The sequence below is a fragment of the Variovorax sp. 01T432 genome, from assembly GCF_056398605.1.
The window spans coordinates 1-770 of record NZ_JBFTPS010000146.1 but is presented as its reverse complement, the minus strand read 5'-3'; the positions used below and the strand labels follow the sequence as shown (position 1 = coordinate 770).

Here is a 770-nt window from a genome sequence, read left to right as displayed (position 1 = left end):
CTCCAAGTCGGAGCAGAAGGTGGCCTTCGTCGACCTGAAGCCGCTGTTCAGCTACATCAACAGCGTCTACTTCAGCTCGAACGTGGGTGCGGTGAGCAACCTGGGCCAGGCCGACAGCCAGTGGCCATACAGCTTCACGCAGCAGCCTTCGCAGATGCCGACGGTGGTCAAGACCGTTTCGCTGGGCGCGAAGCCGACGGCGGTGAAGACSACGGTGTACGGCAGCCCGGCGCGAGCCTGGGTCGCGACGCAGGACGGCACGCTGCACATCTTCAGCATCGATGGTTTTGCACCTGGCGGCCTTCCGGCATCGCCGAGTGCGAGCGCGATCGCCGAAGTGGGCACGGTGACCGGCATCGGCCGCAACCCGACTTCGCTCGGGACCTCCAAGGGCGAGTTCGGCGCCAGCTTCGAGTCCAGCACGCAGCAGGTGATCGTGGCTTCGCGCGGCGACCGCAAGGTCTCGTGGGTGCGCTTCAATTCGAGCGGCACCAGCGGCAGCATCGTGCGGACCTTGCAGGACACGCGGCTGGCCGACCCGATCGCCGTCGAGGACGGGGACAACTTCGCCAACCAGGGCTACGTGATGAGCGTGGCCGACTACGCGGGCAAGTCGATCAAGAACTTCCGCTACGGTCCGGTGGTGTTCGCGGACGGCGGCTCCTGCCCGCAACCCAACGGTTGCGCGGTGCAGCCGACGGGCTCGACCGCCATCGAGTACGGCGGCGCCCTGGCCCTGCCGGGCAAGCCGTTCCAGCTCTCGACGGCCA

General features: G+C 67.2%; 1 pseudogene. It reads left to right on the top strand.

Annotation, left to right across the window (positions count from 1 at the left end):
* Positions 1-770: pseudogene (locus AC1DNF_RS35705) on the top strand (hypothetical protein); the annotation flags it as partial.